The sequence below is a fragment of the Herbaspirillum sp. 1130 genome (assembly GCF_017833835.1).
Taxonomy (GTDB): domain Bacteria; phylum Pseudomonadota; class Gammaproteobacteria; order Burkholderiales; family Burkholderiaceae_D; genus Herbaspirillum; species Herbaspirillum huttiense.
In genome coordinates this window covers 87,406-113,542 of sequence record NZ_JAFICQ010000003.1, presented here as the reverse complement: position 1 = coordinate 113,542, position 26,137 = coordinate 87,406, and the positions used below count along the sequence as shown (strand labels likewise).

At 60.8% G+C, this 26,137-nt stretch carries 25 protein-coding genes; 10 read left to right on the top strand and 15 right to left on the bottom strand.

Going from position 1 to position 26,137, the window contains the following annotated elements:
- The first annotated feature begins 103 nt into the window (after positions 1–103).
- The gene (locus JOD78_RS14200) at positions 104–1,621 is read left to right on the top strand and encodes a lyase family protein (protein ID WP_121037975.1); all 1,518 of its coding nucleotides are present in this window, start codon (positions 104–106) and stop codon (positions 1,619–1,621) included.
- Between the two features lie 29 nt (positions 1,622–1,650).
- On the opposite strand, the gene JOD78_RS14195 is transcribed toward JOD78_RS14200, so the two are convergent.
- Both JOD78_RS14195 and JOD78_RS14190 read right to left on the bottom strand, forming a co-directional pair.
- Positions 1,651–2,073, bottom strand: coding sequence for an EamA family transporter (locus tag JOD78_RS14195; protein WP_034332684.1), 423 nt, complete (start codon positions 2,071–2,073; stop codon positions 1,651–1,653).
- 62 nt (positions 2,074–2,135) lie between these two features.
- Complete coding sequence (locus tag JOD78_RS14190) at positions 2,136–3,212, bottom strand: alpha/beta hydrolase (RefSeq protein WP_121037972.1); 1,077 nt, start codon at positions 3,210–3,212, stop codon at positions 2,136–2,138.
- Positions 3,213–3,391: 179 nt separating this feature from the next.
- Here JOD78_RS14190 and JOD78_RS14185 point away from each other — a divergent pair, with 179 nt between their 5' ends.
- The gene (locus JOD78_RS14185) at positions 3,392–3,841 is read left to right on the top strand and encodes an acyl-CoA thioesterase (RefSeq protein ID WP_199724998.1); all 450 of its coding nucleotides are present in this window, start codon (positions 3,392–3,394) and stop codon (positions 3,839–3,841) included.
- A gap of 27 nt (positions 3,842–3,868) precedes the next feature.
- Here JOD78_RS14185 and JOD78_RS14180 read toward each other — a convergent pair whose 3' ends face one another.
- From JOD78_RS14180 to JOD78_RS14160, 5 genes are all read right to left on the bottom strand, one after another.
- Positions 3,869–4,276 (bottom strand): hypothetical protein, encoded by a 408-nt coding sequence (locus JOD78_RS14180; protein ID WP_121037966.1) that lies wholly within the window; start codon positions 4,274–4,276, stop codon positions 3,869–3,871.
- The gene (locus tag JOD78_RS14175; RefSeq protein ID WP_209568677.1) at positions 4,263–4,718 is read right to left on the bottom strand and encodes a hypothetical protein; all 456 of its coding nucleotides are present in this window, start codon (positions 4,716–4,718) and stop codon (positions 4,263–4,265) included. The genes JOD78_RS14180 and JOD78_RS14175 overlap by 14 nt, the downstream gene beginning before the upstream one ends.
- Positions 4,719–4,789: 71 nt before the next feature.
- Positions 4,790–6,868 (bottom strand): TonB-dependent siderophore receptor, encoded by a 2,079-nt coding sequence (locus JOD78_RS14170; RefSeq protein ID WP_227022580.1) that lies wholly within the window; start codon positions 6,866–6,868, stop codon positions 4,790–4,792.
- 366 nt (positions 6,869–7,234) lie between these two features.
- Positions 7,235–8,089, bottom strand: coding sequence for a helix-turn-helix transcriptional regulator (locus JOD78_RS14165; protein WP_134134637.1), 855 nt, complete (start codon positions 8,087–8,089; stop codon positions 7,235–7,237).
- Positions 8,090–8,261: 172 nt separating this feature from the next.
- Positions 8,262–8,687 carry a helix-turn-helix domain-containing protein gene (locus tag JOD78_RS14160; RefSeq protein WP_134135316.1) on the bottom strand — a complete coding sequence of 142 codons (426 nt, stop codon included), beginning with the start codon at positions 8,685–8,687 and terminating at the stop codon, positions 8,262–8,264.
- 96 nt (positions 8,688–8,783) lie between these two features.
- Here JOD78_RS14160 and JOD78_RS14155 point away from each other — a divergent pair, with 96 nt between their 5' ends.
- Complete coding sequence (locus tag JOD78_RS14155) at positions 8,784–9,725, top strand: aromatic alcohol reductase (protein WP_134134636.1); 942 nt, start codon at positions 8,784–8,786, stop codon at positions 9,723–9,725.
- A 298-nt stretch (positions 9,726–10,023) separates the two neighbouring features.
- Positions 10,024–10,929: an SDR family oxidoreductase gene (locus tag JOD78_RS14150; protein ID WP_134134634.1), complete on the top strand. Its 906-nt coding sequence runs from the start codon at positions 10,024–10,026 to the stop codon at positions 10,927–10,929.
- A gap of 203 nt (positions 10,930–11,132) precedes the next feature.
- On the opposite strand, the gene JOD78_RS14145 is transcribed toward JOD78_RS14150, so the two are convergent.
- Positions 11,133–12,026 (bottom strand): LysR family transcriptional regulator, encoded by an 894-nt coding sequence (locus JOD78_RS14145; protein ID WP_134134633.1) that lies wholly within the window; start codon positions 12,024–12,026, stop codon positions 11,133–11,135.
- Positions 12,027–12,128: 102 nt separating this feature from the next.
- Here JOD78_RS14145 and ltaE point away from each other — a divergent pair, with 102 nt between their 5' ends.
- The gene (gene ltaE, locus JOD78_RS14140; protein ID WP_209568679.1) at positions 12,129–13,193 is read left to right on the top strand and encodes a low-specificity L-threonine aldolase; all 1,065 of its coding nucleotides are present in this window, start codon (positions 12,129–12,131) and stop codon (positions 13,191–13,193) included.
- Positions 13,194–13,257: 64 nt separating this feature from the next.
- On the opposite strand, the gene thrC is transcribed toward ltaE, so the two are convergent.
- The gene (thrC, locus tag JOD78_RS14135; RefSeq protein WP_209568681.1) at positions 13,258–14,679 is read right to left on the bottom strand and encodes a threonine synthase; all 1,422 of its coding nucleotides are present in this window, start codon (positions 14,677–14,679) and stop codon (positions 13,258–13,260) included.
- 105 nt (positions 14,680–14,784) lie between these two features.
- Here thrC and JOD78_RS14130 point away from each other — a divergent pair, with 105 nt between their 5' ends.
- Complete coding sequence (locus JOD78_RS14130) at positions 14,785–15,696, top strand: LysR family transcriptional regulator (RefSeq protein WP_209568684.1); 912 nt, start codon at positions 14,785–14,787, stop codon at positions 15,694–15,696.
- A 130-nt stretch (positions 15,697–15,826) separates the two neighbouring features.
- Here JOD78_RS14130 and JOD78_RS14125 read toward each other — a convergent pair whose 3' ends face one another.
- The 6 genes from JOD78_RS14125 to JOD78_RS14100 form a co-directional block, all read right to left on the bottom strand.
- Positions 15,827–17,620 (bottom strand): methyl-accepting chemotaxis protein, encoded by a 1,794-nt coding sequence (locus tag JOD78_RS14125; protein WP_209568687.1) that lies wholly within the window; start codon positions 17,618–17,620, stop codon positions 15,827–15,829.
- Positions 17,621–17,755: 135 nt separating this feature from the next.
- Entirely contained in the window at positions 17,756–19,084 is a 1,329-nt protein-coding gene (locus JOD78_RS14120) for an FAD-binding oxidoreductase (protein ID WP_209568742.1), read from the bottom strand.
- A gap of 183 nt (positions 19,085–19,267) precedes the next feature.
- On the bottom strand, positions 19,268–20,056 hold the full coding sequence (locus JOD78_RS14115; protein ID WP_209568689.1) for an amino acid ABC transporter ATP-binding protein: 789 nt from the start codon (positions 20,054–20,056) through the stop codon (positions 19,268–19,270).
- Between the two features lie 7 nt (positions 20,057–20,063).
- On the bottom strand, positions 20,064–20,720 hold the full coding sequence (locus tag JOD78_RS14110) for an amino acid ABC transporter permease (RefSeq protein ID WP_039788912.1): 657 nt from the start codon (positions 20,718–20,720) through the stop codon (positions 20,064–20,066).
- Between the two features lie 81 nt (positions 20,721–20,801).
- Positions 20,802–21,611 carry an ABC transporter substrate-binding protein gene (locus JOD78_RS14105; RefSeq protein ID WP_084320241.1) on the bottom strand — a complete coding sequence of 270 codons (810 nt, stop codon included), beginning with the start codon at positions 21,609–21,611 and terminating at the stop codon, positions 20,802–20,804.
- A gap of 932 nt (positions 21,612–22,543) precedes the next feature.
- Positions 22,544–23,149 carry a cupin domain-containing protein gene (locus JOD78_RS14100; RefSeq protein WP_245202141.1) on the bottom strand — a complete coding sequence of 202 codons (606 nt, stop codon included), beginning with the start codon at positions 23,147–23,149 and terminating at the stop codon, positions 22,544–22,546.
- Positions 23,150–23,186: 37 nt separating this feature from the next.
- On the opposite strand from JOD78_RS14100, the gene JOD78_RS14095 reads away from it, so the two are divergent.
- The 4 genes from JOD78_RS14095 to JOD78_RS14080 all read left to right on the top strand — a co-directional run bounded on the left by JOD78_RS14095 (position 23,187) and on the right by JOD78_RS14080 (position 25,996).
- Complete coding sequence (locus tag JOD78_RS14095; RefSeq protein WP_209568691.1) at positions 23,187–23,513, top strand: hypothetical protein; 327 nt, start codon at positions 23,187–23,189, stop codon at positions 23,511–23,513.
- Between the two features lie 27 nt (positions 23,514–23,540).
- On the top strand, positions 23,541–24,023 hold the full coding sequence (locus JOD78_RS14090) for an Lrp/AsnC family transcriptional regulator (protein WP_209568693.1): 483 nt from the start codon (positions 23,541–23,543) through the stop codon (positions 24,021–24,023).
- Between the two features lie 228 nt (positions 24,024–24,251).
- Positions 24,252–25,097 (top strand): fumarylacetoacetate hydrolase family protein, encoded by an 846-nt coding sequence (locus JOD78_RS14085; RefSeq protein WP_121037954.1) that lies wholly within the window; start codon positions 24,252–24,254, stop codon positions 25,095–25,097.
- Positions 25,098–25,243: 146 nt separating this feature from the next.
- The gene (locus JOD78_RS14080; protein ID WP_209568695.1) at positions 25,244–25,996 is read left to right on the top strand and encodes an SDR family NAD(P)-dependent oxidoreductase; all 753 of its coding nucleotides are present in this window, start codon (positions 25,244–25,246) and stop codon (positions 25,994–25,996) included.
- Positions 25,997–26,137 lie beyond the last annotated feature (141 nt).

The following is a 26,137-nucleotide window of genomic DNA, read 5'->3' as shown; positions in this document are numbered from 1 at the left end:
AGATACCTGAAATATCAGGCTCTGTTCACCTTCAACCTGAATCGCGATTGCCCGCTAAGATAGTCGCCCTGCACAGACCAATCAACACTTCCAGGAGACCGCCTTGCCCAAGCTTTCCACCCTCGCCGTCGCGCTGTCCGCTGCCCTGCTGGCTTGCGCCGCGCCCTTGCACGCGCAGCAGACGCCGCGCCATGATGAATTCTTCTGGCTCGGCGAAATCAACAAGGCCACGGCCGTGATCAACACCGACGAAGGCTTGCTGGACAAGTCGATGACCCCGCTGGTCGTCAAGGGCATCCGCAAGGTGCTGGCCGATGGCGAGCTGCCGGGTGCCAAGCGTCCGACGCTGGTGATCACCTTCGAGCCGCTGCTGATCCAGGCGGCCGGTCCGCAGATCACGCTGCTGCACGCCGGCCGTTCCAGCCAGGACATGCTGGCCACGCTGCGCGCGGCCATCCTGCGCGAAGACCTGCTGACGCTGGCCAACCAGCTCAACGCCACCACGGCGGCGCTGGTCCGACTGGCCGCCAGCCAGCGTGACACCATCGTGCCCAACTACACCAATGGGGTGGCGGCGCAACCCAACAGCTACGGCCACTACCTGCTGGGCTTTGCCGCCGCACTGGACCGCGATGCCCAGCGCCTGCGCGAAGCCTATGGGCGGCTGGACCGCTCGGCCATGGGCACCACAGTGCTCAACGGCACCAGCTGGCCGTTGAACCGCCAGCGCATGGCCGACTACCTGGGCTTTGCCGCCATCGTCGACAACGCCTATGACGCGGCGCAACTGTCGGCGGTGGATGGTCCGGTGGAAGCGGGCGCGGTGGTCTCTTCCATTGCCCTGCATGCCGGCGCCTTCATCCAGGACGTGATGACGCAATATGCGCAGCCGCGTCCGTGGATCCTGTTGCAGGAGGGAGGGGCCAATACTTACGTGTCGTCGGCCATGCCGCAGAAGCGCAATCCGGGCCTGCTCAACAGCACCCGGCGCGATGCCTCGATGGTGATTGCCGAGGGCATGGGCGTGGCCATCGTGGCGCACAACATCCCGCCCGGCATGAGCGATGCCAAGGACGTGAAGCCCAACAAGGAGATGGTGCTCAATACGGTCAAGGTCCTGAAGAACTGGGAAAGCATCCTGGGCGCGCTGGTGATCGATCCGAAACGCGCGCTGGAAGAACTCAACAGCGACTGGACCGCGTCCCAGGAACTGGCCGACGTGCTCATGCGCAAGTACAAGCTGCCCTTCCGCGTGGGCCATCACTTCGCTTCGGAAGTGGTGGAGTATGCCAAGGCCAACAACATCCGGCCGCTGGAGTTTCCTTATGACCAGGCGCAGCGCATCTATCACGAAGCGGTGCTGAATTCGGAATTCCCCCAGGCCCTGCCGATGTCGGAACAGGAGTTTCGCAGCACCCTCGATCCGGTGGCGATCGTGCGCAATCGTGCCACCGTCGGCGGTCCGCAACCGGCCGAGATGGACCGCATGCTGCGCGAGGCCACTGCGCGCGTGGCGCAGCAGGACGCATGGATCAAGGCCCGGCAGCAGCGCATTGCAGGATCGCTGCAGAAGCTGGATGCGGATTTTGACCGGATGGCCGTCTCGGCGGGGGTGAAGTAAGGCGTGCCGGGCGGGCCGTGCAGCTTGGCCTAGCCGCGGGAAATCACCAGCAATCCCGCAGCAATGAGCGCGGCCCCGATCAGCTTGGCGGGCGTGATGACTTCATTGAGAATCCAGACCGCCATCAGCAAGGCCACGATGACACTGCCCTTGTCGATCAGCGCCACGGTGGAGACGTCCCCCGCCTTGATGGCCTTGTAGTAGAACACCCAGGAGACGGCGGTGGTCACACCCGACAGGCCGAGCCAGAGGACGTTCTGCCAGGTGACCGCGCTCAACTGCGCGGCCGGCACGACAGCAGCGGCGAACATGAGCACGAAGACAAACACGAAGCAGGTCCGGATGGCCAATCCCAGATCGCTGGAGATGCCGGTCAAGCCGAGTTTGGCGATGACCGAGGTGAAGCCTGCAAAGGCCATGGAAATGAATGCGTAGGCGATCCAGCGTTCCATCGTCTTATCCTTGAATGAAGATCGTGTAAGGCAACAACCGCAACCATCTGTCCATCTGCGGTTCAGCGCCCGCCTTCGGGCGCAAGCCGCTTGAGCAACTGCGCATGAAACAACTCCGGCATCTGCATCTGCGGTGCGTGACCAGCGCCGGGGAATACCACCAAGGTCGCGTGCGGAATGACGGCAGCCGCCTCGCGCCCGAGCACCGCATAGTTGCCCAGCCCGGCGCGCAATGCCGGCGGTGCGAATTCCTTGCCGATGGCGGTGCTGTCCTGGTCGCCGATCATGAGGACCGTGGGCGTCTTCAGGTTCTTCAGTTCGTAAAACACCGGTTGCGTGAGGATCATGTCGTACAGCAGTGCCGAATTCCACGCCACCCGCTCCTTGCCCGGCCCGCGGTACATGCCGGCCAGCATCTGCACCCAGGGTTCATACTCCGCACTCCACTGCCCGGAGAAATACGTAGCGCGCTCGTAGTTGCGGATGCGCTCGGCCGTGGTACCGAGTTCGCGCGCATACCACTGGTCCACCGACACCGGCGGCACGCCCTTGGCGCGCCAGTCTTCCAGGCCGATGGGGTCAACCAGCACCAGCTGGCGGGTCTGCTGTGGATAGGACAACGCATAGCGGATGGCCAGCATGCCACCAGTGGAGTGGCCTACCAGGATGGCCTGATCGATGCCGAGCGAGGCCAGCAAGGCGTGCGTATTCGCGGCCAGTTGCTGGAAGCTGAACTGGTATTGCTCGGGCTTGCTGGATTTGCAGAAGCCGATCTGGTCCGGTGCAATCACACGGTAGCCGGCGCGACGCAGGACATCGATGGTCTGCTCCCAGGTGCCGGCGCAGAAATTCTTTCCGTGCAACAGGACGACGGTGCCGTGCGGGACACTGCCGGCGGCAGGTGCCACGTCGAGATAGGCCATCTCGATGTCCTGGCGCTGCGAGTGGAAACGATAACGCGAGACCGGCCAGCGGTAGTCGAAGCCCTCCAGCTGGGGGCCGTAGACCGGCGCGTTTTCCATGTCGGGGACAGATGTCGTAGTGGCAGCAGGGACCGGCGGAGGCATGGAGGCCAATACGCTGAACAGGCTGGCAGCCAGCACAGTTTTCGCACGGAACAGGAAGGGGTGTGAATGCATGGGAGGAATCGGGCAGGTAGGTGAGATCGGGATGGCGCGCACAATCGATATCGCCGATGGTAGCCGGATTCGCACAACAAGGTCGGGCTTCACCTCGTTTTACCGGCCCGACCTTTTGCGATGGCTGCGCGCGTGGAGGGTAGACGGTTGCCCTGCCCTGCGATTATCGTGTCACCGGTTTGACCAATCTGAACGGAAGGAACGACATCATGTTTTCAAAACAGTTTGAAGTGGATCCCAAGCACATCGATTTCCAGGGCGTGGTCGATGGGCTGTACTACCCGTTTTATATGGAATGGACGCGGCATGCCTTTTTGAAGGAAGCGCTGGGAATCGATATCGAAGAGGCCTTCCGGCAAGGGCAGGTGTTCATGGTGCTGGAATACTCGCTGCGCTTTCGCAAGAGCCTGCAAAAGGGCGACACGATGGAGGTTACCTGCGAAGTGCAGAAACACGAAAAGCGCAGCCGGGTGAATTTCGTGCAGCAGATCAAGGTGGCGGACGTGGTGTATGCCGAGGCGGTCTTTGTCGGGGCTTGCTTCATGAATAACCGGCCATTCGTGCCGGAGGCGATTGCGGCGGCGCTGGCAGCTGCGCCTGTAGCAAACCCGGAGCAAGCCGGGCAATAGCCGCCGCAATTCGGTCAGAAAACAGCCTCAGGTCAGCCCGACTGCTTTGCCATTCTGCGCCAGCAGTTCCCTCGCCATCTGCAGCGCCTGCTCACGCGAGCCCGCAAGCAGCAGCGGGTAGCCCCAGAACTTCGCAAACACCACCGCGAAGGCCTTGAAGCCAACCCGCCTGGCCGCATTGGGTTCCACCACGATCATCGCCAGTACCAGCTTGCGCAAGGCATGCTTGTGCTGCTTCATCCAGAGTGCGGTACGTTTCTTTTCTTCCGCGGAATGCTCGTGATCTTCGGCAGGTACGGTATCGGTCAGCAGCACGAAGGGTTCTTCGCGCTGCAGGTTCGCTTCAAACTCCGTGAAATCCTGCTCGTGATCATGTCCGGGTTGCTGGGTGAGATTCATCCATACAAGCGGGAAATCCGCACTATTCATCGACATGGCCGTCTCCTTTGCGATTGAGGTGGCGCCAGGTGGTCGCGATGGCGAATACGCCCGGCAGTGAAATGAAGAACATCGCCGAGAAGGCAATGTGCCAGCCATCGCGCAATCCGTCGGCAATGCCGCCCAAGGTGTTGAGGACAACCAGCAGGCTGCCCAGGATCAGCGCGCCCCACCGGGCCGCGCGGTTGGCGGACAGTGCGAGCAGGACGGTGACGATCCAGCAGCCGTAGTAGGCCGAAAACATCCACAGCATCTTGGTCTCGAAGGTGATGGCGGGCGCGCTGCCCTGTGCTCTCACGAAGTCGTTGACGTAGAAGAACAGCTGGAAGCTCACGAAGAGCACGGCCCCGATGGCAGTGGCCAGCCAGAACAAGGCGGTCTGGTCCGGAGGCCGGGTCGGCAGAGGATGCGGGGAGGAAAGCGGCGACTGAATTGACATATCATTTTTCCAGATGATTAAAGGAGCGATTCATAATATTTTCTGATGATGCAAAAGGCGTCTGTGCGGACTCAATAGCGGTAATCCAGTGTCACCATCATGTTGCGTGGAGCACCGTAGGTCACGGTATCGAAGTCTCCCTTCTGCAGCGCGTACTTCTTGTCGAAGAGGTTGTTCACGTTGAGCGCCACCGTGGTTTTCTGCGACACGGCATAACGCGCCATCAGCGATGCCAGGGCATAGCCGCCCTGCTGGCCGCCCAAGGTACTGGTGCCGGTATTGGCCGCCTCATAGATGCCACTCTGCCATCTCACGCCGCCCCCCACCGTCAGCTTGTGCCACGCACCAGGCAGGCGATAGGTCGTGAAAAACTGAGCCGTGGTACGCGGCAGCTGCGAATTCAGACGCACACCGTTGCCATCTTCGGCGATGAAGTGGGAGAGGCCTGCGTAGATGTTCCAGCCACGTGCCAGCTCGCCCTGCAGATCCACTTCGACTCCGCGTGACTTGGTGCCATCTGCACCGCTGTAGGCTTGCGCGCCCGCTGGCGTGAACGCACCGGCAACGATCTGGGCCGCGTTGTCCAGCCGGGTTTCGAACAGGGCCACGGAGGCGTGCAGGCGCCCTTCAAGGTACGCCCCCTTGAGGCCGATCTCCGTCGTCTTACCTGTGGCCGGCGTGAGGACGTTGCCCTTGCTGTCCTGATAGTCGGTCTGTGGATTGAAGATGCGCGTATGGCTGAGATAGGCCGAATAGATCCGGTTGATGTCGTAGACCAGGCCGGCATAGGGCGTGAAGACACCGTTCTTCTCGTAACGCATCGCCGCGCCACCGACGCTGTTGTCAATTTCGTAGTTGCTCACACGCGCACCGACGATGAGTTTCAGGGGATCGGCCAATGACAGACGGGCCGCGCCATACACGCCACTCTGTTTGATCCCGGTGCTGGTCGGCACCCATGGCATCGCTGCGAAGTCCGGACGGGCAAAGGGTGTGCTGAGCTCATTGATATTGACCGGCATGAATCCGGCATAGAACGGCGCGATGTCATTCTCGCCGGAGGTGCGGCGTGAGGTCATGGCCCCCACAACTGCTTCATGATGACGGCCCAGCAGGTCAAAGGGGCCAGCCATCATCACATCGAAGGTGTTGGTGCGACTGCTGCCCTGTGACGCGAGGGCCACCGGATACGCCCCGAAAGGATAGGTGCCCAGCCCGGTGGCGCGGTCCGGACGGCCGACCAGGCCGAGCAGTTCGGCATTGAATTCAGTGCGGTACTGGCTGGCCGTGGCATGCAGTTTCCAGCCATTGTCAAAGCGATGATCGAGCTCGGCAAAGGCAGTCTTGAGCGTCGTGTTCCATTGACTCCAATCCTGTGCGTAGCTCTTCGACGAGGCGTAGTCAGCCTGCGTGCCGTCGCTGAACCAGAGCGGCAACCCGCCCCAGGTGGCTCCCGTCGATGTGATGTGCTGATCGTCATAGCCCAGGCTGACGGTGGTGTGTGAAGTCAGGTCAGCCTCGACGATGCCGTAGAACGACTTCTTCTCGGGCTTGTAGCCATCGATATAGGAGTGGCCGTCCTGATAGCTGCCCACCAGTCGCGCGCGGATGCGGCCATCAGCTGTCAGTGGGGTCGAGAGATCGGCCATGGCGCGATGGGTATCCCAGCTGCCTGCGCTCAGCGAGGCCGACGCCGAAAAATCCTGGGTCGGACGCTTGCGCACCAGATTGATGGCGGCCGAGGGATTGCCCGTTCCGGTAAGCAGGCCGGAAGCACCCCGCACCACTTCCACGCGATCATAGAAGGCGGTATCGACAGCACTGATCCCGCTGCCGTTGACGGTATTGCCGACCACCGTAGGGATGCCGTCATACTGCACGTTGTTGATCAGGAAACCGCGCGAATAAAAACTCGTGCGCTCGCTATCGGATTGGTAGGACGTGATGCCGGTGGTGTTGTCCAGCACGCCCTGCACCGAGTTCAATTGCTGGTCATCCATGCGCTGGCGCGTGATCACCGTCACCGCCTGCGGCGTCTCCCGCAATGACAGCGGCAGATGCGTTGCCGCGGCCGTCTCGCCCGTCGTATAGGCTCCTGTACCCTCCGTGGTCGCCGGCTCCGCATGCCCGGTGACAGTGACAGCCGGCAAGGAGGTTTGCGCTTGCGCCGCCGTCCCGGAATCGGCAGGGCTTTGCCGGATTTGTGATGAATCAGCGGCGAAGCTGGCTTGCGCGCCCAGCAGAACAGCGGCGGCGACCGCAGAACTCAAGACCTTGTGCGGCGTGCGTCGGAGCAAGTCCCGCATGGCCCGGTCGGAGAGCGGGCAGGCAGGCGACGGAACGTATGCAGTGAGGAAGCGACGCGAAGTTGAAACGGCATGGCGTGAGCACATAAACGATAATCATTGTTATTTGGAGCAGCCATTTAACAATGAAGACGCGTGGTCGCAATAGCGAAACCAGGCCAGACTATTTCGCATTTCGGCCACACTCACGACGGGGTGGATCTGTGGTGTTCAGGCGGGGCGTTCATCCGGCAGCACGATGGCCGGCACCGCCGCACGTACCGCGCTGTCGGTGCGATCGGAGAGATAGCGTGCCGGAGACTTGCCTGCGGCCTTGCGGAACATGGTGATGAAGCCGCTGGCGTTTTCGTAGCCCAGCTCCAGTGCCACGGTCTGCACGCTGTCGCCCTTGGTCAGACGCTGCAGTGCCAGGATCACGTGCAATTGACGACGCCAGCGCCCGAAGCTCATGCCGACTTGCTGCTGCAGGAGGCGGCTCATGCTGCGTTCGCTCATGCCGATGTGATGGGCCCAGGCAGCCTTGGACGTCTTGTCGGTGGGATCGGCCAGCAGCAGGTCGGCGAGTCTCCGCAAGCGCTGGTCGCGCGGCATTGGCAGATGCAGGTCTTCTACCGGCGCGCTCGCCAGCTCGTCAAGCAAGGTGGCGATCAGGCGTTCTTCGCGTCCGCCCAGGGGATACAGCTCGGGAAAACCCGCCACCTTGAGCAGCAGTTCGCGCAGCAAGGGCGATACGGAAATCGTGCAACAGGTGGTCGGCAGATCCGGAGCGGCATCCGGCTCGACGAACAGGCAATAGCATTCCGTCTCTCCTGCCCCGCGTGCGGCATGCGGCAGGTCGCCCGGGATCCATACGGCGCACTGCGGTGGCACGATCCAGACGCCGTCTTCCACTTCGCAGTTGAGGACGCCGCGTACCGAATAAATCAGTTGCGCCTTGCGATGCTGATGCCGGGCGTTCTCCCAGTCCTTGGCGACTGATGTGGTGCCGAGGGCCACTACGGGACGGGACACGCTGTCGACGTCCCTCGGAGCCAGGATCTGACCGGTGATTGCGATGCGCGACATGATGTTCTGGACAGGCTCGTACGGGACGATGTGAGTGGGCCAAGGTGCGAAACAGGATGACCAGCTTGCAGCACAAGCCTGGACCCTGGAATCGGCACGGTTTAATGGCAGAAAGCGCTTTGCAGGACGTCGGCAGGCTCGCCACAGGGATCGGCGATGCCTGACGTCGGCGCTACCTGAGTCGATGGATGTTCTGTTGCTTGTCCTGACTGTCAAAGGTGTGGCGCGCCTGGCGGAAGTCCTCCGCGTGCTCCACCACCCAGGTCCAGATCGGAGACATGCGCAGCAGCAAATCCTTGCCCAACGCAGTCAGCTCGTACTCCACGCGCAGCGGCTTTTCATCGGTTTCGTGACGCAGCAGCAGGCCATCGCGTTCCAGTGCGCGCAGCGTCTTGGTCAGCATGCGCTGGGTCACGCCGCTCAGCTGACGCTTGAGCTCGGCGTGGCGCAGCGTGCCATATACGCCGAGCGCGTGCAGGATCCCGAGCGCCCAGCGGCTGCCTGCATGCGCGAGGACATCCCGCCGGACCCCATCGTCATCTTCACGCAGGGTCTGGCAGATGGCTTCTGCTTCCTTCAGTGCTTCATCAGCGATGATGGCTTCTCTTGGTATCATCCGTGTGCCTTCTTGAGAGCGTTGCGTGATCGTGCAACCATGCGGCCATCTTATCAGCAACGACCCTCAGGACAGATCATGCATGGTACATCCCAACTCCCTCCTCAATCCATCCTCGTGTTAGGCGCGGGCGAACTCGGCCTTCCGGTATTGCGCAATCTCGCGCGCGTGGCAGAACGTGCCCCCGGATCGAGCATCAGCGTCCTGCTCAGGGAATCGACGATCAATACACAAGTCCCCGCAAAAAAAGCGGAGATCGACGAACTCCGCGCCCTGGGCATCCGGATGGTGGCAGCAGATCTTGTGAACGATACGATCGATCAGCTGGCAGAAATCTTCGCGCGCTTTGATACCGTCATCGGCTGTGCCGGCATGGTCGCCGGCCGCGAGACTCCGATGAAGCTCGCCACGGCCGCCTTGCGCTCGGGGGTGAAGCGCTACTTCCCGTGGCAGTTCGGTGTCGATTTCGAGGCCATCGGGCGCGGCAGTCCCCAGGACCTGTTCGATGCACAGCTCGATGTACGCGAACTGCTGCGCGCGCAGAGCAAGACGGAATGGGTCATCATCTCGACCGGCATGTTCACCAGTTTCATGTTCGAACCGGTGTTTGAAGTGGTGGACTTCGCCAACGACACCCTCAACGCCCTGGGCAGCCTGGAGACCAGTGTGACCCTGACCACACCGGATGACATCGGACTGCTGACTGCGGAGATCGTTTTCTTCGAGCCCCGCTTCAAGAATGAAATCGTCTATCTGTCGGGTGATACGGTGACCTACGGCGAGGTAGCCAATATTCTCGAACGTGTCCTCGGACGTCCTTTCCGGCGCAATGTCTGGAGCGTTCCTTACCTGCTCGATGAACTGAAGAAAGATCCATCTCATCACATCAAGAAATACCGTGCCGTCTTTGCGCAAGGCAAGGGTGTAGCGTGGCCGAAGGCAGGGACATTCAATGCACGGCAATCGATTGCGGTCACCACTGCAGAACAGTGGGCGGAGAAACATATCAAGGACAAGTGATCCGCCTCCGCGCGAGCTCCTCGTGGAACTTGCGCGTCAATTTCCAGGCGCACGCGCGGCAGATAGCACGATCAGGGTGGCCACATGAGCGAGCCTGATGTCCCGGTCACGCCAGCATTGTCAGCGCTCTGTCAGCCACTGCCTCGCTGCTACGAAAATGCTGGCTTGTCAAAACGCAGGCAGAGCGTTATTTTCCCATCTTTGGAAAAGCAGTTGAGTCAGAACCCATGCCCTACATGAGCGTGATTGCCTGTGTGTGAAATGGGTTCCATTGATTGCCCTCATGGGAGATATGCGGATGTACCAGTTACCGGATCAACGCCAGCGCCAAATCATCGTGACCGGTGCCAACAGTGGCACCGGCAAGGAAGCAACCAGACGATTGGCGGCGGCGGGTGCCGATGTCGTCATGGCAGTACGCAGTGAAGCGAAGGGCGAAGCTGCACGGCAGGAGATACTGAAAGAGTTTCCAAAGGCATCGCTGGCGGTACGCATCCTTGATCTCTCCAGCCTGGCCAGCGTGCGCACGTTTGCCGGCCAGATGCTCAGCGAAGGACGTCCCATCGATCTGCTGCTCAACAATGCCGGGATCATGATGCCGCCCAAGCGCGCCTTGAGCCCGGACGGATTCGAGCTGCAGTTTGCCACCAACTTCCTGGGCCACTTCGCGCTCACCAACCTCTTGTTGCCGCTGCTGCTCGAAGCCAAAGCGCCGCGCGTCACAACCATCACGAGCAGCGCCGCCATTGGTGCCAAGATCAATTTTGACGATCTTCAAAGCGAACGTTCCTACTCGCCCGTCACCGCGTACGCACAATCCAAGCTCGCTTGCCTATTGCTGGCAAATCAGCTGGCAGCCATCGCGCGCGAGCGCGACTGGCCATTGCTGAGCACCAGCGCCCATCCGGGCCATACGCGGACCAATCTGCAGACCAGCGGGCCGAACATGGGAACGGATTCCACCCACAAGCGGCTGATGTTCCGGCTGGTTCCCTCAATGGACGTCAAGTGGGCCACCGAGTCACTGCTGCAGGCAGCGCTCGATCCGAATGCAGCGCAAGGCGCATTCTACGGCCCAAGATTTTTGCTTATCGGTAGTCCGCATGTCGCGCGGCAACCGCAGTCTGCCCGTCAGGCTGATTCCGCGCGCCTGTGGCAGACAGCCGAAACGCTGACAGGTACAGCACCACCCCCAAAAGGCTGACGATTCCCGGGGCGAGATCGCGGCGCATCTGGAAGGGATAGCCGTTGTTGACGAAGACAGCCAGCAGATGGACGCCAGACGGATTCAAAGATCGGCTTCTGGCCGAAGACTGAAGCCATGCCTGCGATCATCGTCCCGCGCCAACGCTCTGCCTGGCGACCACGCTTTGTTCCTGACGCGACATGCTAGCAACATGCTATACGCTATACGCGGCAATAGGGACGAGCTGCACTCAGCGTCTCCTCAACGGCGGCATGCAGCCAGTCCATGAAGCGTGCCTCCGGCGAACCCGGCTCGGGGAGCCTGCGCATCAATGCGATGTACCGTGAGTCATCTGCCACAAAGCCTTGAGGTGCTGTGAGGGTCCTTGCCTCCAGGCTGTCCACCACCATGAACAAGGGCGCAATGGCCATGCCCAGTCCGGCTTCCGCAGCGCGCAAGCTGAGAAAGAAATGGTCGAAATGCAGATCAGAGGCCGCGCCCCGCGCGGCGCGGGCAGCCACCCTGGCGCGTCTCGCCCAGGTCTTCCAGGCATCGGGACGGCTGGTCGAGTGGAGACGCGTCAGCAGCGCCTTTCCGCTCAGGCCGGGCAGCGCGACCGGCCCGGTCTGTTCCGTGAACAGCGGGATGCAGACCGCCCGTGGATCCAGTGCGAAATCGGCCCGACGGATTGCCACATCGATATGCTCCCGCGCAACGTCAACCGCGCCATTGCCCGTCGACAGATAGATCGGCAGATCCGGATGCGCATCCTGAAACTGGGACAGGCGCGGGATCAGCCATCGCATCGCCAGCGACCGTTCGCAAGACACCAGAAGCGGCCGCTGCCGGGCAGGACGCAAGATCTCCTCCGTTGCCTCTTCGATTCGCTGCAGCGCTTCCTGGACCGCTTCCAGCAAGACCTTTCCTTCCGGAGTCAGGGCCAGGCGGCGACTGGTTCGGTGCATCAACTGCACATTGAGCCGAGACTCCAGTTCCGACACCCGGCGGCTGACCGCACTATGCGACAGCCCCAGACTCTCGCCCGCAGCCGTAAATCCTTGCAGGCGCGCAACGGCTTCAAAGATGCGGAGATTTTCCAGGGGGGGTAGTTTCATCTGTGCATCCAGGGAACAGATCGAGTGCTCAACCAGCACCCATCAACATCAAAAAGAACTCACAATCATGATTCACTTCTGACCGATTGCAAGGAACATTCCATGAGCGACTTTCGCAGCGACACCGTCACCCAGCCCTCCCCTGCCATGAAGCAGGCCATGATCGAAGCGCCGCTCGGTGACGACGTCATGGGAGAAGATCCTACGGTAAATCTTCTGCAGCACACCGCCGCCACGATGTTCGGCTTCGAAGCTGGCCTGTTTGCGCCCAGCGGCACCCAGAGCAACCTGATCGCCATGATGACGCATTGCCGCCGCGGTGACGAGGCCATTGTCGGTCAGCAGTGGCACACCTATCGCTGGGAGGCAGGCGGCATGGCCGTTCTGGGATCGGTCCAGCCCCAGCCGCTGGAGCAACAGCCTGACGGCACGCTTGCTCTGGACGACATCGAGGCGGTGATCAAACCGGACGATCCGCATTTCGCCCGTACCCGGCTCATCGTGATCGAAAACACGGTGGGCGGAAAGCCGCTGCCTCTGGCCTACATGCAGGAAGTCGCCGCTTTGGCCAAGCGCCGTGGCCTGCGCGCCCATATCGATGGAGCCCGTCTGTGCAATGCGGCTGTTGCGCTGGCCGGGGGCGGCGAACCTCTGATGCGCGCGCGCGAATTGTGCAAGGGCTTCGACTCCGTTTCACTGTGCCTGTCCAAAGGCCTGGGCGCGCCCGTGGGGTCGGTACTGCTGGGCTCCAAGGATTTCATTCACGAGGCGCGGCGCATTCGCAAGATGCTGGGCGGTGCCATGCGCCAGGCCGGCATGCTGGCTGCGGCCGGCCTGCATGCGCTCCAGCATAACGTTCACCGCCTGGCCGACGATCATGCCAATGCAGATCTGCTGTCGCGCGGCCTGGCCGAGGCGGCCAGCAACAACCCCAAACTGCGTGGCGCATTCCACGTCCAGCCAGCGCAGACCAACATGGTCTTTACGGATGTTCAAGCCGATATTGCCGACAATCTCATTGCCCACTTCGCCGCCCACGATATCACGCTGCAGGGAGGTGCCTATCGCAGCAAGGAAGGCATGATGAACCGTATCCGCTGGGTGACGCACCTCGATGTGAGCCAGGATGACGTGGTCCGCGCCATCAAAGCCGCCGAGTCGTTCTGAACATTCGCCCTGCCACCCGGTTTCATTGAAATCGGGTGACAGGGCGAGGCCCGGCGTTGCATGTTCAGCTTGAGCGCAGCCCGCAAGACGTCGCTATCCGTTCCTTGATGTCCTCTGTCGATGCCTGCATCACGGCAAACCGCCGCGGCCGCGCTTCCAGGTCTGCCAACGCAGCCGGCCGCGGTACACCGCGGCCGGTGGCGGCACGCATGGTCTCTTCGAACTTCAATGGCAGGGCCGTCTCCAGCACAATGGTGGGAACCCCTTGCACGCGATGATCGCGTGCAACCTTGACGCCATCAGCGGTATGCGGATCGATCATCATCGAACGCCCGCTCCAGACCTGCGAAATCGTGGCCAAACGATCAGCGTGCGTACTCTTGCCCGAGACGAAACCGTAGTCGGCCATGCGTTCATGCTCTTGTTTGCTCAGGACGAATTTCCCATGGTGTGCCAGCTCCTCGCCAAAAAGCTGTTGCACGCTTTGCGCATCGCGTCCCAGCACATCGAAGATGAAGCGCTCGAGATTGGAAGCCTTGGCGATATCCATGGAGGGACTGGAGGTCGCCGGGGTTTCAGCGCTGGATCGGGGGCGGTAGCACCCGGTTCTGAAGAACTCGTCCAGCACGTCGTTTTCATTGGTGGCGAGGACCAGCTTGTCGATGGGCAGCCCCATCATGCGGGCCACATGGCCGGCGCAGATGTTGCCGAAATTGCCGGATGGAACTGCAAAACTGACTCTTTCCCCATTGCTGCGCGTGGCCTGGAAATAGCCCGCGAAATAATAGACGACCTGCGCCAGCAAGCGCGCCCAGTTGATGGAATTGACAGTCCCGATATGGAAGCGGCGCTTGAAGCCGAGATCGGAGGAGATCGCCTTGACGATGTCCTGGCAGGTGTCGAAGCTTCCTTCTACAGCCATGTTGTGAATGTTCCTGTCCTGCAGGCTGAACATCTGCGCTTGTTGAAACGGGCTCATGCGGCCATGCGGACTGAGCATGAAGACCTGGATGTTTTTCTTGCCGCGCATGGCGTACTCGGCCGCGCTTCCCGTATCGCCAGAGGTGGCTCCGACAATATTGAGTTGCTCACCACGTCGTCCCAGCTCATCGTCCAGCAGGTTGCCCAGCAACTGCATCGCCACATCCTTGAAAGCAAAGGTAGGGCCGTTGGACAAACCCAGGACGAACAAGCCATCCTCAAGCGGCCTGAGCGGGACGATATCGGCAGTGCCGAATATCTCCGCGGTGTAAGTACGGGCGATGGCGCTGCGCAACTGCCCGGCCGGCATGTCGCCGACGTAGAGCGCCATGATTTCAAAAGCCAGATCCGGATACGACAAGGTGCGCCACGCCTGCAAGGTGGCATCATCGATCCTGGGATAGGCCAGCGGAACATAGAGGCCGCCATCGGGCGCCAGCCCTTCCAGCAAGACCTCCGAGAAACCACGTTGAGTTCGGTCGCCGCGTGTAGAAATGTAGTTCATGGTGATCTGCCAGTCCGGTGGAAAATGGGGTCCGTGGAAAAATTCTCGCATCCCGCCTTGGCGAAGTAAAATTAAATTTGACCCGTTCAATTATTAGAAATCCTGATGCGAGAATTCAACCTGGATCATCTTCGTACGCTGTTGGCAGTAGTCGATTCCGGCTCGCTGTCGAATGCAGCGGCAGCCTTGCACCTGGCACAGCCGACCATTTCGCTGCACTTGCGGGAGCTTGAGTCGCGGCTGGACATTCCTCTGCTCAAGCGCAACCGCCATGGCGTCACGGTGACAGCGGGCGGCAAGATCCTGATCGACTATGCGCGCAAGCTGCTGGCATTGGCTGACCAGGCCAGCGAAGCGGTCGGCCATTATCGGGAAAGCGTGCAAGGGGTCGTGCGGCTCGGGGCATCGACCGGCCTGATCACGCATGAGATGCCTCGCTTGTTGCAGTACATGGCGCAACATCGCCCGGAACTGAAGATAGAACTGGCCGTCACGACTACCGCGATGGCGATGGAAAAGCTGCAGGCGGATGAACTGGATCTGGCCTTGGTGGGGGCCACCACCCGGCACCAGGGCCTGGTGCTGACACGCTGGCGCAGCGACCCGCTGATGGCGTTCCTGCCGGCGGCCTGGACCGTGCCCAAGCGAGTCAGCCCGGCCTGGCTGGCACGGCAGCCCCTGTTGATGAATGAACCCGGCAGCGCTTTGCATCATCAGACCTTGCAATGGTTTTCACGCGCCGGATTTTTCCCGCGTCCTCGCATCGCCCTCAACAACGGCGAGGCCATCAAGGGTCTGGTCGCTGCCGGCTATGGTGCGGCAGTCCTGCCGGCTGAAGCGGGACAGTCGGTGAGCTCACCCCAGATTCAGGTCAGACCGATCACGCCGGCGATGGAGCGGCCCACTTTTCTGGCCTGCAAGAAAGCCCGGACCGTGCCGTCCTCCGTGAAGGCCGTCATGGAGGTGTTGAAGAGCAAGGCCTTTATCGTCCAGAACCCAGTTCATCAATCGGCGTGAAATGCGTTTCAGCCAGGTTCTTTCGCGCAGATCTCCACCACCAGCGGCAGCGCCGTCACGCATGGGCAATGCACGCCGGTGAGTTCAGTCTGCACGGCGGTACTCAACAAGGAGCGGCCGGGCGACAGGCTCAGGAGATCCTGAAACGGCCGATGGTCGATGCCAGCGTATTGGCCTGCGCCTGCAAGGTCGCCGACGCTGCGGCCGACTGCTCCACCAGGGAGGCGTTCTGCTGCACCATGGAATCGAGCTGGATCACGGCACGATTGACTTCCTGAATACCGCGCATCTGCTCGTCGGTCGCCCTTGCGATACCTGAAATGAGCGATTGCACATCGGCCGACTGGGTCACGATCTCGCCCATGGTGGTGCCAGCCTGGCGCACCTGTACCGATCCCGCGGAAACCCGCGAGACGGTGGTCTCCACCAGTTCCTTGACCTCGCGTGCCGCTTCCGCGCTGCGTTTGGCCAGGCTGCGTACCTCGTGGGCCACGACTGCGAAGCCGCGCCCCTGCTCGCCGGCGCGGGCCGCTTCCACGGCGGCGTTCAAGGCCAGGATATTGGTCTGGAAAGCGATGCCGTCGATGACGGTGATGATCGCACCGATCTGGCTCGATACCTTTTCGATCTCGCCGATGGTGGTCACGGCGTCGGACACCACCTTGCCACCTTGCGAGGCAATCTCGGTGGCGCTGCTGGAGCGCTGGTCCGCCTGCTTGGCGGCAGCCGTCGAGCGGCCGACCGTCTCCGAGATCTCGGCCATGGAGGCCGCTGTCTGTTCCAGACTGGCGGCGGCCGATTCGGTTCTGGTCGACAAGTCCTGGTTGGCCGTGGCGATTTCATTGGAGGCCGTACGGACCGCCTCGCTGGCATCACGGATATCGAGCATCACGTTTTGCAACTGGCCAACGAACTGGTTGAAGGAGCGCGAAATGACCGCTACTTCGTCCTTGCCCTGATCGGGCAGGCGCTGCGTGAGGTCACCGCTGCCCGAGCCGATGGCGGCCATGGCCTGGCTGACTTGCCCGAGCCGACGGAACGCCGTGGCAGTCACGGCCACACCGATGACCGAAGCGATGCCGACGATCAGGATCAGGGACAGCAGCGACGTATTGAGCAGGGAGCGTGCGCCGGCCATGGCTTCGGATTCATCGATGGCGATCACGATGCTCCAGTCGGTCCCGCGAATTTTCTGCGCACGCACCAGCTTGGCCCGGCCATCGACCACGATCTTCATCGGCGCGCTCGCTTTGTCGTCAGCAGCGGAACTCAACTGCGCGAACTCGGGAGCGATATCGGTGGCCTGCTTGAAACGCAGTTCCGCATTGGGGTGCGCGATGATGCGGCCGTTCTTGTCGATCAGCATCCCGAAACTCTCGGGTGTGGGATGAATGGCTTTGATGGTCTCCACCACGCTGTCAAGGGCCACGTCACCCACCAGCACCGCCTTGAGCTTGCCCTCACGCATCACGGGAATGGCCAGCGCCACCAGCAAGGCTTTGCTGGTACTGATATACGGAATGGCCGCCGGCTTGCCGGCCTCAACGGCCCCCTTGTACCAGGGACGGGTGGTCGGGTCATAGGTAGCGGGAATATTGGGCCAGTCGGTGAACTTGGTCTTCTTGTCGGGATACCCCACGCCGACATCGAAAAATCCGCCGGCGACCTGGATCTGCTTGAGCATCGCATCGGGAGAATCGGTCAGGACGACATCCTGCAAGGAGTCGACCAGGCGCGTTTTTTCGGCGACCCAGTCGCCAATCACGCGGGCATGGTCGTTCAACGAGGTGGAGAGGCTGTTGTCCGTGGCGTCCCACATGCTGTTGCGGGCAATCAGGTAATTGGCCGCGGTGCTGACCACCACGGAGAAGACAACCAGCGCAACGAAGGCGCAGATCACGCGGGCGCGAATGGAAGTGAGCATGGGGAGACAGGTAAAAGTGATTGGGGGGACAAGACTGCAAGCACTACAGCTCCATCCGGATGTCGGCAGGGAACAATGCCGCTGGCGTTGACTGCGCCGGCGGCGGTTGCGACATCCGGAGGATAGTGATGACAGCTACATCATTTCCGGTACCTTGAGCGAGGTACCATCGTTGAAACGGCTCAGACGATAGGGAGAGACATCGATCATCGGGCTTGCACCCGTGACCATATCCGCCACCAGTTCCCCTGCCGCCGGCCCCAGCGCGAAACCATGACCGCTGAACCCGGTGGCGAGATAGAGGCCCGGCAAGGCGGCGACGTCAGAAATGACGGGGATGAGATCGGGCGTGGTATCAATCGCGCCGGCCCACGCATAAGCCACGCGCAACTCCGACAATTGCGGAATGGCACGCTTGACGTTATCCAGCGCACGCCTGGCAAAATCGGCATCGGGACGCGGATCAAGTACCCGGCACCGCTCAAATGGCGACACTTGATCAAACGCCCAGGTGCTGGTGGCTTCGGGCCCCTCCATCCACGCCCGGGAAAGACGATAGGTCAGTTTCTTGCCGATGTCGTTCTTGTAATTGCGATAGTACTGAAGCCCGTTCTTCAGCCCGACGGGGGCCAGGTCAATGCGTCCGAAACCGGGTACGGCGACCGAATAGGCACCGTCAAGACGACGACGCAGCGCGAAGCCCGGGCCGCTGAAGCAGCCGCTCACGACCTCCGGCGCAACCGAAGTCCGCATGGTGGTTCCGACCACGTTGACCACCGGGAACGCAATCCCGTGACGCCGGCACAAGCGCCCGCTCCAGGCACCGCCGGCGCAGACCACGGTGGAGGCCTTGATCAGACCGCGCTCGGTCCACACACCGCTGAGACGTCCCCCGCTGGTCTCCAGGCCTCGGACGGCGCACTGCTGGTAGAGGTGCGCCCCCAGGCGCTTGGCGCCCTCCGCCAACGCAGGCGCGGCTCGCGAGGGCTCGGCTCGGCCATCAGTGGGAGACCAGACGCCGCCTTTGTAGCCCGGCCCGCCCGAAGGCGTACGCGCCTTCACTTCGGACGCACTGAGGAGATGACTGACAAAGCCGACCTCCTTCGCGCGCTGGCCCCACGCGCTCCACTTGGCGAGATCCTTCTCTTCGTTGGTGGCGTACAGAATTCCTTCACGGCGGAAGCCCAGATCGATCTGGATCTCGTCGCGCAGTTCGTTCCAACGCCGCAGACTGCGCATGGCCAGCGGCAATTCGAACAGATCCCGGTTCTGCTGGCGCACCCATCCCCAGTTGCGGCCAGACTGTTCGCCGCCGACGATGCCCTTTTCAAGGATGGCCACGGAGATGCCGCGCCTGGCCAGCTCATAGCCGATCGAGGTGCCGACGATGCCGGCACCGATGACCACGACATCGACTTCACTGACAAACTCGGGCGAATCATAAACTTCTTCCACTCTCAGCATGGCACTGGTCCGATCTCTCAGTCTCTGGTCTACAAGAAAAATCCGCCTTACAGCGGTGGCCATGAACGCCTGCACCAGGCGGTCACATGTCTTGCGAAATCCTGTTGCAACTTCGCCGGGATGCGATCCCTGGAAGCAGGATCAACGGCATCTGCGGATCGCTGAGGACAGCGATACCCGCATTTACTCTTTTGCCTCAGGCATTGCCTGCTCTGCAGGCGCGGCGGGCCGCTCATCGTCGGCCCGATTGGTCAGCACGTGGCGCAAAAACTCCCGGGTGCGCGCTTCGCGGGGCGCACCAAGGACTTGTCTGGCCTCCCCCTCTTCGATGATGAGGCCGGCGTGGAGAAAGCAAACGCGGTCAGCCACTTCGCGCGCAAAGCCCATTTCGTGCGTGACAACCAGCATGGTCATGCCTTCCCGCGCCAAGGTCCGCATGACACTGAGGACCTCGCCGACGAGCTCGGGATCGAGTGCAGAAGTCGGCTCGTCGAACAAGATGGCCTTGGGCTTCATCGCCAGTGATCTTGCAATGGCCACCCGCTGTTGCTGGCCGCCCGAGAGCTGATGCGGATAGGCATGGATCTTCTGTCCCAATCCGACCTTGTTGAGCATCTCGATGGCTTCCCGGCGCGCTTGTTCAACCGGCAGCCGCTTGACGTGCACCGGGCCTTCCATCACGTTTTCCAGCGCGGTCCGATGCGGGAACAGGTTGAATCGCTGAAAGACCATGCCGACCTGGGTACGCAATAGATTGATGTGGCGCGAACGCTGCTCGACCACCTGATTCAACAACCGGATTTCCCCCGAATCGTAGGATTCAAGCGCATTGATACAGCGAAGCAGCGTCGATTTACCGGAGCCGGATGCGCCGATCAGGCAAACGACCTCGCCTTCCTTCACCTCCAGGGAAATCCCTTTGAGGACGGAGAAGTCCCCGAAATTCTTGGTCACGTTCTTGATTTCAATCATCGCCGGCTCACTTCACCTTGTGTTTTCCAAAACGTCTCTCCAGCATCTTGGTGAGACTCATCAATGGCAGGCTCATCGCCAGGTAGCCCACGGCAATGAGCGTATAGACCTCAAGGTTCTGAAAGGTGGCGGCTGCGAGCAAGGTTCCCTGCCGCGTCATTTCCGTGACGGTGATGGTGGAGGCCAGCGAGGAATCCTTGAGCATCGAGACCAGCGTATTGCTGTACGGCGGCAGGGCGACCTTGATGGCCTGCGGCAGGATGACCCGCGTCATGGTCTTGACCCGGCCCATGCCGATCGACTGCGCGGCCTCATACTGCCCCATATCCACCGATTCGATGCCGGACCGGATGATCTCGGCCACATAAGTCGAATAGCCGAACGCGAGACCGATGATACTGGCCTGCAAGGCGCTGAGCTGAATATGAATCGAGGGAAAGACGAAGTAGATATAGAACAGCAAGACGATCATCGGCAGGCCGCGGACGATGTTGATCAGGGTCGCCGTGACCTGCCGCACCGGGGCATGGCGGGACATCTTCAGCAAGGCCCAGACCAGACCCAGCAGCGTGCTCAATACCAGGCAGCTGAGGGTGATGAAAATCGTCATCCCCGCCCCTTGCAACAGGATCGGCACAAAATCCGCCATATCATTCCAACGCATTGTCTTCCCTCTGATGATGATTGTTGGAGGTGACGGAGCAGCCTCCGTCACGCCGGTCCCGAAGCCGGGTTGAAAGCCACGTCAGTCGACGAAGTTCCATTTCTTCAAGATCTGGTCCAACGTGCCATCGGCCTTGATCTTGACCAGTCCATCATTGATCTTGGTCAGCAGCGCGGTATTGCCCTTCTTGACGCCAAAGGCAATCGGCACCTTGCGCAGCGGCTTGAAGCCATCGACTACACGGCATCCTTGCAGGGCACCGTTGGCTTCCTGGGCTTTCCAGATCGGGTAATCATTGAAGCCTGCGGTAATGCGGCCCAAGGCAACGTCACGCGCCATATCGGCAGCGGTGTTGTACAGCTTCACTTCCTTGAAGATGCCAAGCTTCATCAACTCTTCCGACGTCTCTTCGCCTGCACCGGCACCGATGACGGTTCCGGCCAGATCCTGGATGGTCCGATATTGCTTCTTGTCCGAGGCACTGACGATGATGCCCTTTCCGAATTCGGCTACCGGCTCAGAGAAATCGACGACTTCCTTGCGCTTCGGGGTGGGCGACATCCCGGCCACGATGAGATCGATCTTGTCCGAGACCACGGACTGCACCAGCGCGGAAAAAGGAACGATGTCGAAGGAGATTTCAAATCCCTCCCGCTTGCCGATTTCGCGGATCACATCCGGCATCACGCCTTCAATCTGCTGCGTCTTGATGTTCAGGAATGCATTGGGCACGCTGGAAGGTGTCGTTCCGGCAGAGACTTTGGCGGGACCTGCCGCCTGAGCCTGAGTCATCGTGACCAGCATCAGGCAGGTCGCCAGGCCGGAGGCCAGGTTGCGCAAGGCGCGAGCGATGTGCTTCTTGGAAGCACGGGGAGAAATACAGGGGTGCATAGCCGATCCTTAACAAAGTGGTTCTGACAAGTTCTGGAAAACAGGCAATGAAGAGGAGGACTCTTCTTTTCAATCGAACATTCGAAAAATTGAACAATTGAACAATTGAACAATTGAACGACTGCACAATTGAACGACTACATAATTGAAGCGCCGCGCAAGACACACTGCAATTTCGTGACTACCCATCTGCACTAACTGCCGCAAAGCGAAACTTTCCGGCAATCTGCTGGCAAACGTGACTACGGGCACTGGCCGCCCTGAGCTCGGGGCGAACCGGCTACCGCGTTTTCTTCAAAAGAAAACCGCACATTCCAAAACGCATACAAGATTTCTTCAGGCGGCGAACGCACCTGAAACCCACTCCAATCAGGAGGAAGCGAGCAAAGTTACCAGCCGCGGCATGAGAAACGTGCCAGGCAGCGTGCAAGCTCAATGGCGCTGGCGACCTTCCCATCGCAAGCTTCCGTGATGCCGCATCACGATGATTTGCCAAATGGCGGAAGACCCGTGCCGCTGCCCTACCTTCCCGGGCAACCCCGTCGCCCGTGAAAAAAAATGCCTCGCCCGGCATTGTTGCCTCGGGCCTGCTCCAAGACAGAATGTCTGCCCGCCGTCTCCTGAAAAATGCGATGACCGCTACATACTCACCAATACAAACCGCACTACAGGCGGAATGAACCATCGCAGCTCAACGGCACCTTCAAGCAATCGCTGCCAGGATGCCCGTGAACTCCGACCAGGGATCGTTTTCCCTACTGAATCAAGCGCGTGAAATATTATTTATAAATTTCATTATAGTGAATTCAGAATGAAATTCTAGGCCTGTGGTTAAAATAACTCATGTTTTTATCCGGCCCGCTTCCTGTTCACTTTTTCGGTGCGCCGCGCCCCTGATTGGACGCACGAAGGCCCCATATCGGGGCCGGATTTCAGAGATGAACAATGGGGGGTTGCGTATTCATCACCCACAGCAGACGTGCGGGCTTTGCGCTCTCGTTATGCACGCTGTGCGGAATGGTGCTGGCGAACTGGAAGCTGTCACCGGACTTGAGTTCAACCCGGCTGCCACCAAGATTGAGGACGACCGATCCCTCGATGACCACCCCGGCCTTCTCGCCAACCCCGATCAGCACTTCATCGGAACCGGCCCCTGGCGGGATCAGGATGATCATCATCTTGAGATCATGATTTCCCTGCGGCGACAGCAACTCCTTCTGCATGCCCCGACTGCCCACATCGAAGACGGGGCGGTCTTTGGCGCGCCGCACCACGTCGCTGGCAACATAATCCGGGGTGGCCTCGGCATCCTCCAGCAAGGCACTCAGCGGAACGGACAGCGCCACCCTCAGACGTTCAAGGATACGCATCGACGGATTGGCCTTGTTACGTTCGACCTGGCTGACCGTCCCCACGGAAACGCCGGCGGCAGCCGCCAGCTCGTTGACCGACATCCCCCGTTCCAGACGAAGCGCCTTCAGGCGCGCCCCCACATCCGCATGCGAAGCAGCTGCCGGATCCTTTTTCTTGATTTTCATTTGTGTCATTGCGTCATTTGCTTTCTCTGGAAACCTCATGGTGATTTCAGGACACCGGAAGCTGGTGCCTTCGCACATTTTATTGCAGGAGCACATGGCGGATGCCGGAAAATCTATTGATCATTATATTGAACAATGTCATATTGTATTGAACGTTCGAAAGGAAGCTTCCGGCCTCGCTTCATTGCATTTTTCACTGCAGGAAGCACCTGTGTCCACCGCTTCCTGCAGACAGTCAGGCGACGGCCAGCCTTTGACGCCGCATGAACTGCCACCCGCGCTGGGCCATCGGCTGATTCTGGCAGGCCGTAACGTGAGCCGGATCGGCAGTCACCCTCCACGACGACCAGATAAATCCAATTGACGCTGAATCATTGGGGACGATGGAAACATGTCGGAATTAGTGAAGCTTGACCGGTTCGATATCCGGATCCTCAGCCTCTTGCAACGCAACGGCCGCATGACGAATGTGGATCTCTCCAACGAGATCGGCCTGTCGCCGAGCCCATGCCTGCATCGGGTGAGACGCCTGGAGAAGGCGGGCTATATCGCCGGATATGGTGCCCACATCCATCTGGAAAAGCTGGGGCATGTTCAGTTCGTGTTCACCCAGGTCACGCTCTCCGGTCACACGCGCGGCGATTTTGAGAAATTTGAAACCCTGGTGCGTGACGTGGATGAAATCGTGGAGTGTCATCTCATCAGCGGTGCATTTACCTATCTTCTGAAATTCGTGACGCGCGATTTGGGGCATTACCAGCGTGTGGCAGAAGACGTGCTGAGAGAAAAAGGAAACGTCGATAAATACTTCAGTTACATCGTCATCGCCTCGCCCTCGCTCAAGGGACAATACCCGCTGGACAAGCTGGCTTGAGCTGCTGGCCGATTGCGCGCAGAAGGACTGCGGGTCTCCTGATCGAAGTCGCTGCAAGCGGCCAGGCTCCCTTCGACAGCTTCAAGCGTATTGGTCTTACCAATAAACTGGTAATATCCAGTTTCCCCAAACGACAGCCCTCGACCTGTCGCCCGCCCTCGGCACGCTGAGGCCGAGCCACGGCAAAAAGGCGTCATTCAGAGACAATCATTTCTCAAAGGAAACACGATGAAATTACTGCGTTACGGCCCGGTGGGGCAGGAAAAGCCCGGCGTCCTCGACCAATCCGGCAAGATCCGCGATCTGTCCGCCTACATCAAGGACGTCAACGGTGCCGTACTGGATGACGCTTCCCTGGACAAGATCCGCAAGCTCGACCTCGAAAGCCTGCCCGCCGTGGAAGGCTCGCCGCGCATCGGCGCCTGCGTCGCCAACATCGGCAAATTCATCTGCATCGGCCTGAACTACGCCGATCACGCCGCCGAATCCAACCTGCCCATCCCGGCCGAACCCGTCGTGTTCAACAAATGGACCTCCGCCGTGGTCGGCCCCAATGACGACGTCAAGATCCCCCGCGGCTCCAAGAAGACCGACTGGGAAGTCGAACTGGGCGTGGTCATCGGCAAGGGCGGCAGCTACATCGACGAGAAGGACGCGATGTCCCACGTGGCCGGCTATTGCGTGGTCAACGACGTCTCCGAGCGCGAATACCAGATCGAACGCGGCGGCACCTGGGACAAGGGCAAGGGCTGCGATACCTTCGGCCCCATCGGCCCCTGGCTGGTCACCCGCGATGAAGTCGCCGATCCGCAAAAGCTGGGCATGTGGCTGGAAGTGGATGGCAAGCGCTACCAGAACGGCAATACCAGCACCATGATCTTCGGCGTGGCGCACATCGTCTCCTACCTGTCGCGCTTCATGAGCCTGCAGCCGGGCGACGTCATCTCCACCGGCACGCCGCCGGGCGTGGGCATGGGCGTCAAGCCGGAAGCCGTCTACCTGCGCGCCGGCCAGACCATGCGCCTGGGCATCGACGGCCTCGGCGAACAGCAGCAGAAGACCATCGACGCCTGATCCATCCGGATCACCGCGTTACCCCGCGCCGCCAGTCGGCGGCGCGGTTGCATCCCCATCGAAGTCCACAAGAACAAGAACGACCATGCGCGGGCGCATGTCCGCCTGCGCGATCCAATGACCGCAACAGGGAAGGAGAAGACACAATGAATCACTACGATTTCCAGGGCCGCAGCGCCATCATCACCGGTGGTGCCCAGGGCTTCGGCTATGCCGTGGCCGAACGCCTGCTGCAAGGCAAGGCCAAGGTGGTGCTGTGGGACATGGACGAAAAAGCGCTGGCCGAGGCCCGCGCCAGGCTGGAACCGCTGGGCAATGTCGAGACCGTCCGCGTGGATATCTCGAGCCAGTCCGACGTCCAGCAAGCCATCGAAGCCACCGAAAAACTCACCCAGTCCATCGACATTCTGGTGCACAGCGCCGGCATCGCCGGGCAGAACAATCCGGTGGCGGACTACTCGCCTGAAGAATGGCGCCGCGTGATCGACATCGATCTCAACGGCGCCTTCTATGTCAACCAGGTGGTGGTCCAGCGCATGATCGCGCAGAACTACGGCCGCATCGTCAACATCGCCTCCATCGCCGGCAAGGAAGGCAATCCCACCGCCTCCGCCTACAGCGCCGCCAAGGCCGGCATGATCGCCCTCACCAAGAGCCTGGGCAAGGAGACCGCGACCCGCAACATCGCCGTCAACGCCATCACCCCGGCCGCCGCACAGACCCGCATCCTGGAGCAATGCACCCAGGCCCACATCGATTACATGCTCTCCAAGATCCCGCGTGCGCGCTTCGTGAAGGTGGAAGAGCTGGCGGCGATGGTGGCGTGGCTGGTGTCGGAGGAGAATTCCTTCACTACCGCGTCCGTCTTCGATCTGTCGGGCGGACGAGCCACCTACTGATGGCGCGGGGCGCGGCCCCCGGCCATCGTCGGGGGATGTGACGCAGAATGCTTCATTTGCGCCGCTACCCACCGTCGTTGCGGCCTGCCCAAAACAAGAAACCCGCCAGGATGTGAATGGCGGGTTTCTTGTTTGTGGCGT